12 protein-coding genes are annotated in these 15,294 nt (G+C 64.9%); all 12 read right to left on the reverse strand.

All coding sequences use genetic code 11. The annotated features are described in order from the left end of the window. Positions 1-184: 184 nt before the first annotated feature. Positions 185-1,054 carry an HpcH/HpaI aldolase/citrate lyase family protein gene (locus ACP8JZ_RS07550; protein ID WP_308614151.1) on the reverse strand — a complete coding sequence of 290 codons (870 nt, stop codon included), beginning with the start codon at positions 1,052-1,054 and terminating at the stop codon, positions 185-187. 246 nt (positions 1,055-1,300) lie between these two features. Further along, positions 1,301-2,095 (reverse strand): precorrin-6A synthase (deacetylating), encoded by a 795-nt coding sequence (gene cobF / locus ACP8JZ_RS07555; RefSeq protein ID WP_484482347.1) that lies wholly within the window; start codon positions 2,093-2,095, stop codon positions 1,301-1,303. Between the two features lie 99 nt (positions 2,096-2,194). Beyond that, positions 2,195-3,169, reverse strand: coding sequence for a polyprenyl synthetase family protein (locus ACP8JZ_RS07560; RefSeq protein WP_306517561.1), 975 nt, complete (start codon positions 3,167-3,169; stop codon positions 2,195-2,197). Between the two features lie 219 nt (positions 3,170-3,388). Further along, positions 3,389-4,999, reverse strand: a complete 1,611-nt coding sequence (gene nuoN, locus ACP8JZ_RS07565; protein ID WP_371415903.1) for an NADH-quinone oxidoreductase subunit NuoN — start codon at positions 4,997-4,999, stop codon at positions 3,389-3,391. Continuing rightward, a complete protein-coding gene (locus tag ACP8JZ_RS07570) occupies positions 4,999-6,510 on the reverse strand; it encodes an NADH-quinone oxidoreductase subunit M (RefSeq protein WP_306517560.1) in 1,512 nt (503 codons plus the stop codon). Before ACP8JZ_RS07570 ends, nuoN begins: the two co-directional genes overlap by 1 nt. A gap of 13 nt (positions 6,511-6,523) precedes the next feature. Continuing rightward, positions 6,524-8,404, reverse strand: a complete 1,881-nt coding sequence (gene nuoL / locus ACP8JZ_RS07575; RefSeq protein WP_371415902.1) for an NADH-quinone oxidoreductase subunit L — start codon at positions 8,402-8,404, stop codon at positions 6,524-6,526. 38 nt (positions 8,405-8,442) lie between these two features. After that, positions 8,443-8,742, reverse strand: coding sequence for an NADH-quinone oxidoreductase subunit NuoK (gene nuoK / locus ACP8JZ_RS07580; protein ID WP_021104196.1), 300 nt, complete (start codon positions 8,740-8,742; stop codon positions 8,443-8,445). Then, positions 8,739-9,590: an NADH-quinone oxidoreductase subunit J gene (locus ACP8JZ_RS07585; RefSeq protein WP_036903319.1), complete on the reverse strand. Its 852-nt coding sequence runs from the start codon at positions 9,588-9,590 to the stop codon at positions 8,739-8,741. The genes nuoK and ACP8JZ_RS07585 overlap by 4 nt, the downstream gene beginning before the upstream one ends. 11 nt (positions 9,591-9,601) lie before the next feature. Beyond that, a complete protein-coding gene (gene nuoI / locus ACP8JZ_RS07590) occupies positions 9,602-10,153 on the reverse strand; it encodes an NADH-quinone oxidoreductase subunit NuoI (RefSeq protein WP_306517557.1) in 552 nt (183 codons plus the stop codon). Continuing rightward, positions 10,153-11,523, reverse strand: coding sequence for an NADH-quinone oxidoreductase subunit NuoH (gene nuoH, locus ACP8JZ_RS07595; RefSeq protein WP_306517556.1), 1,371 nt, complete (start codon positions 11,521-11,523; stop codon positions 10,153-10,155). Before nuoH ends, nuoI begins: the two co-directional genes overlap by 1 nt. Beyond that, positions 11,520-13,943, reverse strand: a complete 2,424-nt coding sequence (locus ACP8JZ_RS07600) for an NADH-quinone oxidoreductase subunit G (RefSeq protein WP_484482348.1) — start codon at positions 13,941-13,943, stop codon at positions 11,520-11,522. Before ACP8JZ_RS07600 ends, nuoH begins: the two co-directional genes overlap by 4 nt. Further along, a complete protein-coding gene (nuoF, locus tag ACP8JZ_RS07605) occupies positions 13,940-15,274 on the reverse strand; it encodes an NADH-quinone oxidoreductase subunit NuoF (RefSeq protein ID WP_484482824.1) in 1,335 nt (444 codons plus the stop codon). Before nuoF ends, ACP8JZ_RS07600 begins: the two co-directional genes overlap by 4 nt. Between the last annotated feature and the right edge of the window lie 20 nt (positions 15,275-15,294).

Consider the following 15,294-nt stretch of genomic DNA (forward strand, 5'->3'; position numbering starts at 1 on the left):
ATGAGGCTCGTGGTGTGGATTGTCCAAGACGGCTTTGATATGTTGTATGCGTCCCGAAGATTCGGCTCCGACCAGCAGTACGCCCCTGCCGGGGGGACAGCCAAGAAACACGAGCTGCACGCAACACGAAATGTGTGACGTACAGCCCGTGTACTCGTTGTCGTACAGCTGAGAGACGAAGCTCCTACCCCTGATCACGTCCGGCAATGGCGTCGGCCATGGCCAGGGCTCGCTCGGCTTCGTCAACGTGCAGCTGCTCGATCATCCGGCCGCGATATGTGGCCACTCCCCCATTGCCCTCCTGCCACGCTGCGATGAGGGCACGTGCGTCCTCGACCTCGGCCGGGCTGGGGGCGAACCCGTCGTTGGCAGGTGCCACCTGGGAAGGGTGGATGAGGGTCTTGCCGTCGAATCCCATGAGAACGGCTTCGTTCACCTGGGCGGCAAATCCCTCTGCGTCTCGCACGTCGTTGTAGACGCCGTCCAGAATGACGACGCCAGCAGCCCGGGCAGCCAGGACGCACAGTTGCAGGGCGGTCGTCAGAGGGGCACGTCCGGGCACGTGCCGCGAGTGCAGCTCCTTGACGAGGTCATTGGTACCCATGACGAGCACGGCCAGCCGTTCGCTGGCCTGGGCGATCTCGCGGGCGTCCAGCACGGCCTGTGGGGTCTCGATCATGGCCCAGATGGCGAGCTGTGGGTCGGCACCGGCAGCGTCCAGGTCTGCTGCGATGCGGCGTACCTGATCGGCGGAACTCACCTTGGGTACGGCGATGCCGTCCGGCCGGGCGGCAACGGCGGCGGCAAGGTCATCGGCGTACCACGGGGTGTCCATGCCGTTGACGCGCACGACGACTTCACGATAGCCGTAACTGCGACTCTCGACGGCTGCCACGGCATTGTTGCGGGCAGCCACCTTCGCATCGGGGGCAACGGCGTCCTCCAGATCGATGATGATGCCGTCACATGGCAGTGACTTGGCCTTCTCCAACGCGCGCTGGTTGGCACCGGGCATGAAGAGGACGGAACGACGGGGACGCAACACAGGATCCATGGTTCTCATTGTGCCGCATCCTCGGCCCGGAGCTGGAGTGCACATCACGTGTGCCGGGAGCATGACGAGTAGTCGACCGCATGACACGGTGCGCTCTGCGATGACGAGTCATCTGAACAGGCAATGGGCTGGAGGAGTCCGTTTTCCTGGGACTCGGGAGAGCCCACCGCCCCCTCAGACCACGCTCTGTCGTGGGTGTGTTCTGCCGGTCGGGGCCGCCGGAAGTGATGGCACCCGGTCAATCGCTCAGCGGCGTCGCAGCAGGTAGGTGTCGAAGAGCCAGCCGTGTTCCTCCTTGGCCTGGGCGCGCACCCGCAGGATCTCGTCGCGCACGTCCTCCAACGAGCCGCTGATGAGGATCTCGTCGGGGCTGCCGATGTAGGCCGCCCAGTAGATGTCGAGACCAGTGGGGTCGATGAGGCTGAAGGTCTGCTTGCCATCCAGCATGACGACGACGTCGTCCACGCCCTCGGGCATGCCATTCTCCAGCAACCGAGCCGGGCTGATCTGCACGGCCCTGCCCTGCCGGTTGAGGGCGATCTGGTGGCGGGTGGCCAGCGACAGGGAGCTGGAGATGCCTGGGATGACGTTGAGCTCGATCGGCACACTGCCGCGAGAGTCCACCTCGGCGATGAGCCGGTTGACGATGGCCAGGGTCGACTCGAACAGGCTGGGATCGCCCCACACGAGGAATCCACCCCGTTGCCCGTCCTCCAGAGCCCCTTCGACGGCTTGGGTCCACTGCCCAAGGCGCTGAGTACGCCATGTGGCGACAGCCTTGGGATAGTCCGGGGTGGACTGCCAGGGACGAGGCGGGTCCTGCAGCTCGACAAGGCGCAGCGGGTGCGGCGCCGAGGGATCCTCGGCGTCCGGGCGATGCCGCCTGAGCACCTCTCGTCGAAACTCGACGAGGTCGTCGACCTCACGCTCCTTGAGGACGACGAAGAGCACGTCCAATGACTGGATGGCCTTGACGGCAGCCAGGGTGATCCAGTCCGGATTGCCGGGACCAATGCCGATGAGATCGAGATGACGGGCCACGAGAAACTCCTTGGTGTCGAAAACGATGAGCTGTCAGGCACAGACGCTGCAGTGATCACGACGCGGAGATGTGAACCCGCAGATTGGCCGAATCCAGGTTCAGGACGATCGGGAGACGATCTCGTCGCACAGGGTCTCCAACGCCGTACGGGCATCGCCTGCGGGAAGGATGGCGAGATGGTCACGGGCGAGATCGGCACGCCGCTGCACCACAGCTCGAGCTTCGTCGATGACGTGACTGGCACGCAACCCTGCCAGGGCACGGTCGAGGTTGTGCTGGTCCATGAGGTCGGCCGTCAACAGATCCTTGAGCTCGTCGTCCGCCGGGTCGGTGGAGGCCTGCAGCATGAGTGTGGGCAGGGTGGCAACCCCCTCACGCAGATCGGTGCCCGGTGTCTTGCCGGTCCGTGTCGACGTGATGTCGATGATGTCGTCGGAGAGCTGGAACACCGAACCGATCTGTTCGCCGAACTCACGCAGTGACTCGACGATCTCGGCCGAGGCGTCGGAGACCATGGCCCCGAAGACGGCAGCGGCCGAGATGAGCGAGGCGGTCTTGTCGGACACCACCTGCAGATAGTGTTCCAATGGGTCCTCGTCGGGCTGGGGGCCGCGGGTCTCGGCAATCTGTCCCTGGACGAGCCGGGAGAAGGTCCGTGCCTGCAGGGCGACGTACTCGGTGCCAAGTTTGGCGACCGTCTCGGAGGCCCGAGCGAAGAGGAAGTCTCCGACCATGATGGCCACCGAGTTGCCCCAGCGGGAGTTGGCCGACTCCGCACCCCGGCGTATCGAGGCCTCGTCCATGACGTCGTCGTGGTAGAGGGAGGCCACATGGGTGAGTTCCATGACGACGGCGGCACGTACCAGATCGACGTCGGCCACGGGTTTGCCGAACTGGGAGCACAGCGTCACCAGCAACGGGCGAAAACGTTTGCCCCCAGCGGAGATGATGTGGTTGGCGGCCTCGGTGACGAACGGGGTGTCAGCGCCTGCCTGCCGAGACAGCTCCTCCTCGACCAGTGCGAGCTTCGCGGTGACGTTGTCGGTGAACTCGTTACTCACGTTCTGCGACACGGTACTCCTCGTCGCCGGAAAACCCAGCGGGTGTAGTCGGGGGTGACGTCGGTGGACGCCGGTTCTTCTAGCCTAATCCCTCAGCGGGCTCCGCGTACACTCAACGGTTGCCGAACGCCCGGTGCGAGGCATGGGACGAAGCAGGGGCCAGAGCCCGAAGGCTCCGGCCCCTGTACATCGACTTCTGTATCCGTATCGGCCCTGTGCTCGCGTGGGGCGTCAGCGGAGGAAGACGCTCGCGTGGTTGACCATCTCGATGATCGGCTGGGGGTACAGACCCAGGATCAGGGTGCCCAGGGCGCAGACAACCAAGACGATCCAGCCACCCACACTCGGGTCACCGACCTCAACGTCCTGCGCCTGCTCGCCCGGCGTCTTGAAGAAGACGACGTAGATGACGTGCAGGTAGAAGTAGGCGGCCACCAGCGAGAAGATCACACCGAGCAACACCAGCCAGGCGTACCCGCCGCGCCAACCGGCAAGGAACACGAACAGTTTGCCCGTGAACCCGGCAGTGGCCGGGATACCCGCGAAGCTCAGCATGAAGAGCACGATGAGGGCACCCAGCATCGGGTGACGGCGTCCCAGACCTGCCCAGGAGTCGATCTCGGTGGACTCGCCACCAGCCTTGCGCACCATGAGGATGACCATGAAGAATCCGATGGTCGCCAGACCATAGCCGGCCAGGTAGATGAGCACCGAGGAGACCGAACCGGTCTGGTCGGGGCGCTGCCCGGTCTGCAGGGTGTAGGCCCCGACGACGCCGACCATGATGAACCCGGCGTGGGCGATCGAGGAGTAGGCGAGCATGCGCTTCATGTCGGTCTGGGAGAGACCGACGATGGCGCCAACCGCCATGGAGGCCACCGCCACCACGGCGAGCAGGAGCTGCCAGTCCCACCGCATGGCACCCATGGCGACGTACATGACGCGCATGAGTCCGAGGACGGCCACCATCTTCGTGGCGATCGACATGAAGGCCGTCACCGGGGACGGGGCACCGGTGTAGACGTCCGGGGTCCAGTTGTGGAACGGAACGGCACCCACCTTGAACAGCAGTCCGACGGCCAACAGGATCATGCCGGCTGCAAAGATCTTGGATCCACTGATCTGGGTCATGCTCGCCTGGGCGATGATGCCCAACTGGAACGAACCAGCCGCCCCATAGACCAGGGCGATGCCGTACAGGAAGATCGCCGAGCTCAGGGCCCCGAGTAGGAAGTACTTCACCGAGGCCTCCTGGGACACCAGGCGGCGTCGCCGGGACAGGCCGGTGAGCAGGTAGAGCGGCAGGGAGAAGATCTCCAGGGCGACGAACATGAGGATGAGGTCATTGCTCGCAGCGAAGAGCATCATGCCGAACAGGCAGAACAGCAGCAGCGGGAAGACCTCGGTGTGCTCACGACGAGCCTCCTCGGACTCACGCTCCAAGGCGGAGCCGGGCACCGACGAGGCATTGGCGACGAATGAGGTCTGGGCCCCACCCATACGCTCGGCGAAGAGCAGTACCGTTCCCAGTCCGAACACCATGAGCATCGACCACGTGGCGTAGGTCGGGCCGTCGAGGGCGAGCGCGCTTTCGCCAGCCAGCAGGTAGTCCCCCCTGCTCCACGGCACGATCACCGCGACAAGCGCGGCGATGAGCACCAGGGTGGTGAGGGCGATCTGCACACTGCGACGAGCCCGACGCGGTACCAGCGCCTCCAGCAGCACCGACACAGCAGCGCCACCGAAGAGCACGAAGATCGCGACCAGGTTCGACCACTCGATCTGCGGTGCCTGGAGCACCAGTGCGGACGCCGTCACAGCGCCGGTCATGGTAGGGGAAATCACTTCACACCCTCCTCAGCAGCCGGAGCCGGATCAGTCACGCCGACGATCGACATGGTCTGGTGGGCCACGGGTTCAATTACGTGCAGCATGGGTCGTGGGAAGAAGCCGAAGACCAGCAACAGGATCACCAACGGTGTCAGCGCAGCCTTCTCCAAGCCGGTGAGGTCCGTGGTGACGTGTGCCTTGGTGGCCTGGGTGAGGGGCCCGGTCATCGTCCTCTTGTAGGTGAGGAGGATGTAGACCGCACCGAGCACCATGCCCAGGGTGGCCACCGCGACGTACACCGGATGTCTGGACCATGCCCCGGCCAGCACCATGAACTCACCGATGAAGTTCGAGATACCGGGCAGGGACATCGTCGCCAGACCCGCGAAGAGGAACATTCCGGCGAGCACGGGGGCCGTCTTCTGCACGCCACCGAAGGCGTCGACCTGGGCCGATCCACGACGCTTCACCAGGAATCCGAGCACCAGGAACAGCGCTGCGGTGGAGAAGCCGTGGTTGAACATGTAGAAGATCGATCCGGTGAGCGAGGTCGTCGTCACGGCGAAGATGCCGATGATCATGAACCCGAAGTGGCTCACCGAGGTGTACGACACCAACCTCATGAGGTCCTTGGAGGTGACGGCCATCGTCGCACCCCAGAGCACCGAGATGACGGCGAGCACGAGGACGAACGGGGTGGCCCACTGCGAGGCCTGCGGGAACAGGCCCAGGCAGATGCGGATCATTCCGAGGGTGCCGATCTTGTCCAGCAGACCCACCAGCAGGGTGGAGGCACCGGGCGTCGCCTGCTCGGCGGCATCGGGCAGCCAGGTGTGCACCGGGACCATCGGGGCCTTGATCGCGAAGGCGATGAAGAAGGCCACGAAGAGGAACTTGCCGATCGACCCGTCGAAGTTCACCTTCACCAGTTCGCCGAGGAGGAAGCTGTTGCCGTGCACCCCGACGCCGATGACGCCGAAGAGCATGACGAGACCGCCAGCCAGGGAGTAGATGAGGAACTTGATGGCTGCCCTGCGGCGTCGCGCACCGCCCCATCCGGAGATGAGGAAGTACATCGGAACCAGCGAGGCCTCGAAGATGAGGTAGAAGAACAGGACGTCGACCGCGGTGAAGCAGTAGATCGCCAATCCCTCGGTCATGAGGGCGAGCCCGGAGAAGACGTTGGCTCCCCAGGTCTGGGTGCCGTCGCTGGGCTTCTTCTCACCAATGTTCCACTCGGCCAGCAGGACCACGGGGACCAGGATCACCGTCATGAGCACCAGGGTCATGCCCAGCCCGTCGGAGCTGAGCGCGTACCAGGCACCGATGGCCTTGATCCAGTGGTAGTTCTCGGAGACGTCGGTGCCGTTGGCGGCCGCGATGAACGCGATGACGCCCAGCACGGCGGTGACGATCGAGATCACCAGGCCGGTGGCACGTCCGCTGCGGCCCTTGACGCCAAGGACGATGGCACCGCCGACGAGGGGCAGCAGGGCCAGGATCGTCAGGATCGGGAAACTCATCTCATCTCCTCCCTCAGGCCATCCGACCGAGGATCACGACGAGGCACACGATGATGACGCCGTACGCCATCGTCAGGCCATAGGTACGCACGGCACCGTTCTGCAGTTTGCGCAGCCCCTGGGAACAGGCAGCCACGACGGCGCTGCCGCCCATGACCAGCCCATCGATGATGCCCTTGTCAAAGAGCCCGACACCGCGACCGATGCCACGAGCCGGCTGGATGACGACGGCATTGTTGATGGCATCACCGTAGAGGTAGTGACGGCTGGCCAGGGCGAACGGATTGCTGGTTGCCGGCTCCTCGCCGGGAACCCTGGCTCGGTTGAGGAACCATCCGAGCAGGATGCCCACGGCCACGACGACGAGGTTGATGATGCCGATGAGGCTCCAGTGGAACACACCGCCCTCGGGCACCTCAGCACCCGTGGCAGGGGCGAGCCAGCCAGCGATCCACCCGTTCATGGCGAATCCAGCGACCACCGAGAGGATGGCCAGGACGATGAGCGGGATCGTCATCGTGCTGGGCGACTCGTGCGGGTGAACGTCGCTCCTCCAGCGCTTCTCGCCTCCGAAGGTGAGCACCATGAGTCGGGTCATGTAGAACGCGGTGATCCCGGCACCGACGAGGGCGAGCAGGCCGAATGCCCAACCACGTTCCCACGCGGCCTCGATGATCGGGTCCTTGGAGAAGAATCCGGCGAAGCCCGGGAAGCCGATGATGGCGAGGTAACCACAGGCGAACGTCCAGAAGGTGATCGGCATGGCCTTGCGCAGGGCACCGAAGTGGTACATGTCCGTGTCCTCACCCATGCCATGCATCACCGACCCGGAGCCGAGGAACATGTTGGCCTTGAAGGCCCCATGAGTGAGCAGGTGGAAGATGGCCAGCGCGGCACCGGCCGGTCCCAGACCCGCGGCAAGCATCATGTAGCCGATCTGCGACATGGTCGAACCTGCGAGGACACGCTTGATGTCCTTGTGCGCCGAACCGATCCAGGCGCCGAACAGCAGGGTGACGGTGCCGACGATCGCCACGGCCAGGGAGGCTGCCTCGGTCTGTGCGTAGACGGCGTGTGACCGCACCACGAGGTAGACGCCGGCAGTGACCATCGTCGCCGCGTGGATGAGCGCCGACACCGGGGTCGGGCCCTCCATGGCATCCATGAGCCAAGCCTGCAACGGCACCTGGGCAGACTTTCCACAGGCAGCCAGCAGCAGGAGGAAGCCCAGCAGGGTGGCGTACCCGCCCGACAGGGTCGGGGCCTTGGCACTCGCCTCGGCGAAGTTCAGCGTCCCCAGCTGGGCCAGGAAGGTGAACATCGCCATGACCATGCCGAGGTCACCGATGCGGTTCATGATGAAGGCCTTGTTGCCAGCAGCCGCTGCGCTCGGCCTCTGGAACCAGAAGCCGATGAGCAGGTAGGAGCACAGCCCCACGCCCTCCCATCCGAAGAAGACGAGAAGGTAGTTGTCGGCCAGCACCAACGTCAGCATCGAGGCGATGAAGAGGTTGAGGTAGGCGAAGAACCGACGGCGGTCGGGATCCTGCGCCATGTAACCGATCGAGTAGATGTGAATGAGGGATCCCACGAACGTGACCAGCAGGACGAAGAGGATCGACAGCTGATCGACGAGCAGGCCCACCTTGAGGTCCCAGGCGCCCGTGTCGATGAGCGAGTAGACCGGGACGGACACGGCACGCCGGCCCTCGTCACGCCCCAGCAGCTGGATGAAGAGCACCAGCCCGACGACGAACGAGAAGATGGGGGCCAGGGTCGCGAGGACGTGCCCCCAGGCGTCGGAGCGCCTGCCCAGCACGAGCAGGAGCCCGGCGATGACCAGCGGCACGGCGATCATCAGCCAGGCAAGGCTGAACAGACCATCGGCCGGCACCGGAGCAACGGTTTCCAACAAGTACACGCCGACACTCCTCAGTACTTCAGTAGGTTGACGTCGTCGACCGAAGTCGAGCGACGAGATCGGTAGATGGTGACGATGATGGCCAGGCCGACCGTCACCTCGGCAGCAGCCACGATCATGACGAAGAACGCCCCGATCTGGCCGTCAAGGGCACCGTGGACGTGCGAGAACGTCACGAGCACCAGGTTCGCAGCATTGAGCATGAGCTCCACGGACATCAGCGACAGGATCGCATTGCGACGCAGCAGGAAGCCCAGCACCCCGAAGGCGAAGAGGATCGCCGAGAGGATCAGGTAGTAGTTCGGGTTCATTCCAGCTCTCCTTCGACCTCACGACGAGAGGCACTGATCGTGGCGAATGCGCTGGCCGTGGGAGCCTTGAGCTCACCGGCGTCAATGATGCCGCCACGGCTGGCCAGGGCCTTGGAGACCGAGGCCTGGGCCACCGTGCCATCGGGCAGCAGGGCGGGGGCACCGATCTCATTGCTTCGGGCGTACACGCCCGGGGCCGGGTGGGAAGCCAGCTGGGCGCCGTCGTTGAGGTAGGCGTCCATGCGATCGGACATGCGCTCCGGCTGCCCCTTCTTGCGGTGCAGACGCTCACCGTGGGCCAGCACCATCGTGCCGAGCGCAGCGGTGATGAGCAGCGCCGAGGTCGCCTCGAAGGGGATGACGTACTGGGTGAAGATGAGCACGGCCAGCGAGTGGACGTTGTCGCCGTGGGCCGCATTGGCCCTCTCCAGACCGACTGCGGCGTCGGTACCGATGTTGCCCACCGTCACGGCATGTCCCACGGCAACGACGAGCATGACACCGATGCCGATGGCGGCGATGGTCGACGCCACGCGGTGGGAACGCAAGGTGTCGGCCAACGATTCCGAGGTGTCGACGCCGACGAGCATCACGACGAAGAGGAACAGCATGAGGATCGCACCGGTGTAGACGATGATCTGCACCACGAAGAGGAAGGGTGCCTGCATGCTGGCGTACTGCACGGCGAGGCTGATCATGATGACAGCCAGGAACAGTGCCGAGTGCACCGGTTTCCTGGCCACGACCATGCCGAGTGCGGCCAGCACCATGATGGGTGCCAGCGTCCAGAAGGCCCAGTGCGACGCCGTCACCATGGGCACGGCCACGGTGCACGGCGTGAGGGCCATCGTCAGTGTATTCATTTCACGGCCCCCTGCGAGTCATGACGTGCCGTACGAGTGTCCGGCTTTCCGGTGGCAGGCAACCCCAGGAAGTAGTCCTTCTCGTCGTCACCGAGACGACGCGGATGCGGGGGCTGCTCCATGCCGGAGACCAGCGGGGCCAGCAACTCATCCTTGGTCCAGATGTGCTTGGCGCGAGTTGTGTCTGCCATCTTGAAGTCGTTGGTCATCGTCAACGCCCTGGTGGGGCACGCCTCGATGCACATCCCGCACAGGATGCAACGCAGATAGTTGATCTGGTAGACGCGTCCGTACCGTTCACCCGGGGAGTAGCGCTCCTCGTCGGTGTTGGCACCGGCCTCGACGTAGATGGCGTCGGCTGGGCAGGCCCAAGCGCACAGCTCGCAGCCGACACACTTCTCCAACCCGTCGGGCCAGCGGTTGAGCTGGTGACGCCCGTGGAACCGGGGCGCCATGACCTTCTCCTTGCCCTTCCTCGGATACTCCTGGGTGAAGGTCTTGCGGAACATCGTCCGGAAGGTGATTCCGAACCCTGACCAAGCTCCCATCAGTTGTCTCCCTTCGGAGTCGCAGGCACGTTCGACGTGGCTTCCGCCGGTGGCACGTTCTCGGAACCTGGTGCCGAGACGGCCTCACCGGAAACGATGGCATTGGCCGTCACCAGCTTCTGACCAGGCAGCGGGGGCACCGGGTAGCCACCGGCGAAGGCGTCGAACTCCTCGCTGACCGGCTGTTTCTCGGGCTCGTCTGCGTCCCCACCGAAGGCCCACGCGATGAGGGCTGCCACGCCGATACCGGCGAACACCATGAACAGCGGGTTGTAGGAGGCACCCTGGGCGCCGATCGAGCGCAGTGCTGCCACGATGACGAGCCACACGAGGGCGATCGGGATGAGCGCCTTCCACCCCATCTGCATGTAGTGGTCGTATCGGAATCGCGGAATCGCGGCGCGCACCCACACGAAGAAGAAGATGACCAGCTGGACCTTGATGAAGAACCACAACAGCCCCCACCAGCCGGAGTCGATGACGCCGATGTGGTTGAACGGCCACGGGGCACGGTAGCCGCCGAGGAACAGGGTGACACACACGGCAGACAGGGTGGCCATGTTGATGTACTCGGCCAAGTAGTACATGCCGTAGGGGAACCCGGAGTACTCGGTGCTGTAACCAGAGACGAGCTCGGACTCACATTCGGGCATGTCGAAGGGCAGTCGGTTCGACTCGCCGAACATCGTGATGACGTAGATGAGGAAGCTGGGCAGGAGCATGAGCCAGTAGTGGCCGGGGACTCCGAGGCTCGCATCACCGAACATGATCGGGGTGGCCTGGGCCTCGACGATTCCCGAGGTGGACATCGTCCCGGAGAACATGAACACCGACACGAGCGTGAGGCTCATCGCGACCTCGTAGGAGATCATCGACGCCGAGGACCGCAGCGAGCCGAGCATCGAGTAACTGCCGGCCGACGACCATCCAGCCAGCACGATGCCGTACACACCGATGGACGAGATGGCCAGGATGAACAGCACGGCGACCGGCACGTCGGTGATCTGCAGATTGGTCTGGTGGCCGAACATCGACACCTGACCGCCCAGCGGGATCACCGCCCACGAGCTGAATGCCGCGACGCCGGCAATGATCGGCGCCAGGCTGAAGACGAAGCTGTCTGCCCCCTTGGGCTTGACGATCTCCTTGAAGACGAGTTTCAGCCCGTCACCGACGGCCTGGAACACACCGCCGGCCCACGCCGAGTTCATGACGGGACCGATGCGGTTCTGCATCTTCGCCAGAACGCGACGCTCGAACCACACGTTGACGATGGTCCACGCCAACAGGATGACGAAGAGAAGGACCACCTTGACCAGCACGAGCCACCACGGGTCCTGTCCGAATGGGGCTACTGCGAACGGATTCATGCCACACCTCCCTTGTCGACATGGACCTTGTCGATCTGAACGGATTGCCCAGCTCGAGCCGGAGCCGAACCGGTGCCGCAGTGCGCAGGCACCCACACGACGCCGTCGATCATGGACTCCTCGATGCTCACGGGCACCTCCACCGAGTCACCGGCGGCAAACGTGACATTCACCACGTCGGCATTGCCGAGGTCGTGGTCGGAGGCGGTCCTCGGGCTCACGCGCGCCACCAGCGGACGGGCAGTCTGGCGCAGGGCCTGCGAACCGTCGAGGCAGGCGGAGTCGTCGAGCAGTTCCCGCCACGTGTCGAGGACGAGACCGCCATGTCGTTCGGGGGCGGGCGGGGCGACCACGGTGGACTCGGACTGTCCGCGTCCTTCCCAGTCCCCCAGCTCGAGCCAGGCCTGATGGGCCTGGCTGACGGTGCGCATCCCCAACGGGGTGCCCATCGCGTCGGCCAGAGCTGCCAACACGCGAATCTCGTTCATCGGGGTGCGAGGCTGCTTGTTGATGACGCGCACTCGACCGGGGCGGTGCTCCCAGTCGAGGAAGGTCCCGGAGGTCTCCTCCAGCAGACACACCGGGAAGACGACGTCGGCACGCTCGGTCACCTCGCTGCAACGCTGCTCCAGGCTGACGACGAAGCCGGCCTTGTCAAATGCCTGTCGGGCGGCCTGTGGATCGGGCAGGTCGGACAGCTGGACACCGGAGACCATGACCGCCTCGAGACTGCCATCGATCAGGGCATCGAGCATCTGGGGAGTGGTGCGGCCAGACTGATCGGGCAGCGACTCGACCCCCCATGCAGCTGCGACGTCCACCCGAGCCTTGGCGTCGGTGACGGGGCGTCCGCCGGGCAGCAGGGTGGGCAGACAGCCAGCCTCCACGGCACCGACCTCACCGGCGCGGCGCGGCACCCAGGCCATCCGGGCGTCGCGGGTACGGCACAGGTCGATGACGGTGGCGAGTGCTCCTGGTGCAGTCGCGGCACGCTCACCGACGAGGATGACGGTGTCCTCGTCAATGGTCCCCTGCTCGGCAAGGCGTACCAACGACGCGGCCTCGTTCCCGGGAGCGGTCGGCACCAAGGTGGCACCGAGCTTGCGGGAACCCCGGCTGAGATGGCTGCCCACGGTGAGCACCGGCAGCTTCATCTTGCGCCACGCCTTGCGCAGACGCAGGAAGATCATCGGGCACTCGTCCTCGGGTTCGAGGTCCACCAGGACGACCTTGCCGGCCTTCTGCAGGTCTGCATAGGTCACCGACTCCTCCACCGTTGCCCCGGCAACCTGGCTGGCGAGGAAGGCATCCTCCTCGGCGCTGGTGGCGCGAGCCCGGAAGTCGATGTCGTTGGTGCCCAACACGGTGCGTGCGAACCGTGACCAGGCCAGGTTCGCCTCGACGGTGAGACGCCCACCGGTGAGCACACCGGCAGACCTCGCCCGCTTCAGTCCGGCGACGGCTGCGTCAATGGCCTCGGCCCAGGAGGCCGGCTCCAGTGCACCGTTCCGGCGCACCATCGGAGTGGTGATGCGGTCATCACCACGCGCCGAGAGGAAACCGAACCGGCCACGGTCACAGTTCCACTCCTCGTTGACCTCGGGACGGTTACCAGCGTTGCGACGCTTGACCTGGTAGTGCCGATGATCGGTGCGCAGCTCGCAACCGGCAGCACAGTTCTCGCACGTCGTCGTCGTGGAGACGAGGTCGAACGGGCGGCTGCGGAATCGGTACTCAGCGCTGGTGAGCGCTCCCACCGGGCAGATCTGGATGACGTTGCCCGAGAAGTACGAGTCGTAGGGAGTCTCGGTGTACGGCCCGATCTGGGAAACGGCACCGCGCTCCAGCAGGTGGATGAGCGGGTCACCGGAGATCTGGTCGGAGAACCGGGTGCAGCGCTGGCACAGCACGCACCGCTCCCGGTCCAGCAGGATCTGGGCCGAGATGTTGATGGGCTTGGGGTAGGTGCGCTTGACACCTTCGTAACGCGACTCACCACGTCCGTGTGACATGGCCTGGTTCTGCAGCGGGCACTCACCACCCTTGTCGCAGATGGGGCAGTCCAGCGGATGGTTGATGAGCAGCAGCTCGAGGATTCCCGCCTGGGACTTGCGGGCCAGTTCGGAGGACTCCGCCGTCTTGACGATCATGCCCTCGGCCACCGGCATCGTGCAGGCCGGCTGTGGCTTGGGGAATCCGCGGCCATTTCCAGCGTCGGGGATCTCCACCAGACACTCACGGCAGGCTCCGGCCGGGTCCAGCAGCGGATGATCACAGAACCTTGGGATGACGGTGCCGTTCTGCTCGGCGGCTCGAATGATGAGGGTGCCCTTCGGCACGCTCACCGGCTCACCATCGATCGTGAGGGTGACGAGATCCTCCTTGGCGACGACCTCGTCGTTCTTCGTGTCCACACTCATGCCTTCACTCCGAACTCGCTGGAGACGCCACTGCCCATGTCCTCGGCGGAGAAGATGGCGCTCCTCTCATAGGGCAGCAGCTGCCAGGCGGGAATGCCCTTGCACCCTGCCTCGAACTCATCGCGGAAATTGCCGACGGCGCCACGTACGCAGCCCACGGCACCGTCGGCCAAGGCACAGAACGACTTGCCACCGATGTTGTCGACGACGTCCATGAGCTTGTCGACGTCGCCGGGTTCACCCTCACCGGCCTCGATCTTGCGCAGCATCTGCACCAGCCACCAGGTACCCTCGCGGCACGGGGTGCATTTCCCACACGACTCGTGCTTGTAGAACTCCACCCATCGCAGGGTGGCACGCACCACCGAGGTGGTCTCGTCGAAGCACTGCAGTGCCTTGGTGCCCAGCATGGTCTTCGCCGCCGCGAGGTTCTCGTAGTCCAGCGGGGTGTCCAGGTGCTCGGGAGTGAGCATCGGGGTGGACGAACCGCCCGGGGTGAAGAACTTCAACTCGTGGCCGGCACGCATGCCCCCGGAAAGATCGATGAGTTCGCGCAAGGTGACCCCCATCGGGGCCTCGTACTGGCCGGGGTGGGCAACGTGGCCCGAGACCGAGTACATGGTGAAACCGCTGGACTTCTCACTGCCCATCGACTTGTACCATGCGGCACCGTTGGCCAAGATCGAGGGCACCGACGAGATGGACTCGACGTTGTTGATGACCGTCGGGGAGGCGTACAGGCCGGCGACGGCCGGGAACGGTGGACGCAGTCGGGGTTGACCACGCCGTCCCTCCAAGGAGTCCAGCAGGGCGGTCTCCTCACCACAGATGTAGGCGCCGGCACCGGAGTGCACGACGATGTCCAGGTCGTAGCCCGAACCCAGGATGTTCTTGCCCAGGTACCCGGCCGAGTACGCCTCGCGTACTGCCTGCTGCACCCGTCGGATGACGTGCAACACCTCCCCGCGAATGTAGAGGAAGGCCATCTTCGCACCGATGGCGTAGGAAGCGATGATTGCTCCCTCCACCAAGGTGTGGGGGGAGGCCATCATGAGGGGCATGTCCTTGCAGGTGCCCGGCTCGGACTCGTCACCGTTGACCACCAGATAGGTGGGGTTGGGATTGTCCTTGGGGACGAATCCCCACTTGACGCCCGAGGGGAACCCGGCACCACCACGGCCGCGAAGGTTGGCGTCCTTGACCTGACCGGCAACCTCCTCAGGTGCCATCTGCAGGGCATTGCGCAGGCCGACGTAGCCACCGGTGCGCTCGTAGTTGACGAGCTTCCACGACCTCTCCTCACCCCAGTGGGCGGACAGGACGGGGGTCACACGGGCTGGGCCAGATGCTG

It is taken from the genome of Cutibacterium sp. LaCa_286 (assembly GCF_057198075.1).

What these genes read in the sequence shown, in the direction of transcription:
- nuoH (WP_306517556.1), bottom strand. Translation starts at nt 11,523, where the DNA reads ATGAATCCGTTCGCAGTAGCCCCATTCGGACAGGACCCGTGGTGGCTC.
- nuoK (WP_021104196.1), bottom strand. Translation starts at nt 8,742, where the DNA reads ATGAACCCGAACTACTACCTGATCCTCTCGGCGATCCTCTTCGCCTTC.
- ACP8JZ_RS07570 (WP_306517560.1), bottom strand. Translation starts at nt 6,510, where the DNA reads ATGAGTTTCCCGATCCTGACGATCCTGGCCCTGCTGCCCCTCGTCGGC.
- nuoI (WP_306517557.1), bottom strand. Translation starts at nt 10,153, where the DNA reads ATGGGAGCTTGGTCAGGGTTCGGAATCACCTTCCGGACGATGTTCCGC.
- ACP8JZ_RS07585 (WP_036903319.1), bottom strand. Translation starts at nt 9,590, where the DNA reads ATGGCCCTCACGCCGTGCACCGTGGCCGTGCCCATGGTGACGGCGTCG.
- ACP8JZ_RS07600 (WP_484482348.1), bottom strand. Translation starts at nt 13,943, where the DNA reads ATGAGTGTGGACACGAAGAACGACGAGGTCGTCGCCAAGGAGGATCTC.
- ACP8JZ_RS07550 (WP_308614151.1), bottom strand. Translation starts at nt 1,054, where the DNA reads ATGGATCCTGTGTTGCGTCCCCGTCGTTCCGTCCTCTTCATGCCCGGT.